This is a genomic window from Methanobrevibacter sp. (assembly GCF_030539875.1).
Taxonomy (GTDB): domain Archaea; phylum Methanobacteriota; class Methanobacteria; order Methanobacteriales; family Methanobacteriaceae; genus Methanocatella.
In genome coordinates this window covers 1-2,177 of the sequence record NZ_JAUNXI010000037.1, presented here as the reverse complement: position 1 = coordinate 2,177, position 2,177 = coordinate 1, and the positions used below count along the sequence as shown (strand labels likewise).

1 protein-coding gene is annotated in these 2,177 nt (G+C 37.2%); it reads right to left on the bottom strand.

The features are described from left to right. Positions 1-125: 125 nt before the first annotated feature. Positions 126-2,177, bottom strand: a 2,052-nt coding sequence (locus tag Q4Q16_RS09235; protein WP_303347437.1) for a cation-translocating P-type ATPase, incomplete at its 5' end; no start/stop codon positions are given.

The window sequence follows — 2,177 nt, the reverse complement described above, 5'->3', positions numbered from 1 at the left end:
AATATTTTAATTAAAAATCAACTGGTCTGCCAAAAACTAATTTTGGCGGACACCCATATTTTAAAATCCCTTGAAAATATTCAACAGGACTGATATTTGCCAGACATTAAAAAAAAAGAAAGAGATTAGAACAGTGGATCTCTCACCATTCCAATCCTAAAGGAATTCAGGATAACAAGCATTGTTAAGCCCAAGTCCCCGAAACCAACAGACATCATCAATGTGATAATGCCCAAAATTGCAAGCACCACACATAATAATTTAACTGCAATGGCTATAGAAATATTCTGCTTAATGATTCCCATTGTTTTATGTGACAGTGAGAACAGATATGGAAGTTTTGAGATATCATCCTGCATTAATGCAACATCCGCCACTTCAATAGCTACATCAGAACCTGCAGCACCCATTGCAATACCTATATTCGCACGTGCCAGTGCTGGCGCATCGTTGATGCCGTCACCAACCATGGCAACATCACCAAATTTATTTCTAATGGTATCCAGGATATTCAGCTTATCTTCAGGCATTAAATCAGAGTAAACATAATCTATTCCGATTTGGGATGCGACACTATGCGCTGCAATCTTATTATCCCCGGTAAGCATTACTGTTTCTACACCCTGCTTTTTTAAGTCGGCCATTACTTCATGAGCGTTTGGCCTAATTTTATCAGATACAGTGATAATGGCTAGAACTTTTTCAGAGTTTCCGATAAATATTATTGTCTTTCCTTCAGCAGAGAATTTATTAATTTCATCTCTTGAAATGTCAAACAGGCTTCCTTCAATTAACGATTCATTGGCTGCATAATATTGCTCTTCGCCGATATTTGCCACAATACCCTTTCCAGGCACATTTTTAAATTCATCAATTTCATTTAATTCAACATCATTTGTTATTGCATAATCCACAATGGCTTTAGCAATAGGATGAGATGATTGATTTTCAAGAGATGCTGCAATTCTTAGGATATCTTCTTTTGAGAAGTTTTCATCCAAAACTTCAACCTCACTTAAAATTAATTTCCCCTCTGTTAAAGTGCCAGTTTTGTCAAAGATAACTGCTTTTACATCACGCATCTCTTCAATATATGTACTGCCTTTAATCAATACTCCATTTTTAGTAGCTGAAGTAATAGCAGACACCATACCTACAGGTGTTGAGATTAAAAATGCACACGGACAGGAAATTACCAAAAGTGAAAGTGCCCTATAAACCCAATCAACCAAGTTCTGGCCAAAAAATAATGGCGGAATGAATGCAACACATGCCGCTGCAACCATCATAATCGGAGTGTAATATTTAGCCACTTTTTCAACTAAAGATTCTGTTTCAGACCTGTTGAGTTGGGACCTTTTAACTAAAGTAACAATTTTTGAGATAATGGAATCTTTAGCTTTTTTAGTTACAATAATTTCCAGATATCCGTCTTCATTAACAGTACCTGAAAATACCTCATCACCAATTTCCTTTAAAACAGGCACACTTTCACCAGTAATGGAAGCCTGATTAATTGATGAAGAACCCGCAATAACTTTACCGTCTAACGGAACCTTATCCCCAGGTTTTACAATAACTATTTCACCAATGTTAACCTCATCAACATTTCTAAGCTCTTCAGACTCTCCCACTTTTATTCTTGCAGTTTCAGGAGCTATTTCAACTAAAGATTTGATAGAACGTTTAGCACGATGTTCTGCATAATCTTCCAGGAATTCCGCTATGAAATACAAGAATGTTACAGCAGCCCCCTCTTCAGGGTGCCCGATAATGAATGAAGCCACACACGCAATACACATCAGCATTGCAGGACCAACAGTGTGTCTTTTAACAAGTGAATTATATGCCAAAATAGCTATTTCATAACCTGCAATCAATGCACCCAACATGAATACAAGAGTTACAAATGTTGGGTTAAAAGATAACCATTCTAAAATATGGCCGGTTGCAAAACAGATTCCGCTTGCAACTATGATTTGAATTGGCCTATTAACAATTAAAGGTTTTCCTTCAGCCAATAACTCATCACTGCCATGTTCGTGTCCGTGTCCATGGTCATCATCATCTTCACAATCCGGACAACCACAAAGGCTAAATTCAACATCATCATGACTATGGTCATGTTCATGATTATGATTATGCTCCAAATGCTCATGATGCCCATGCTCATGACT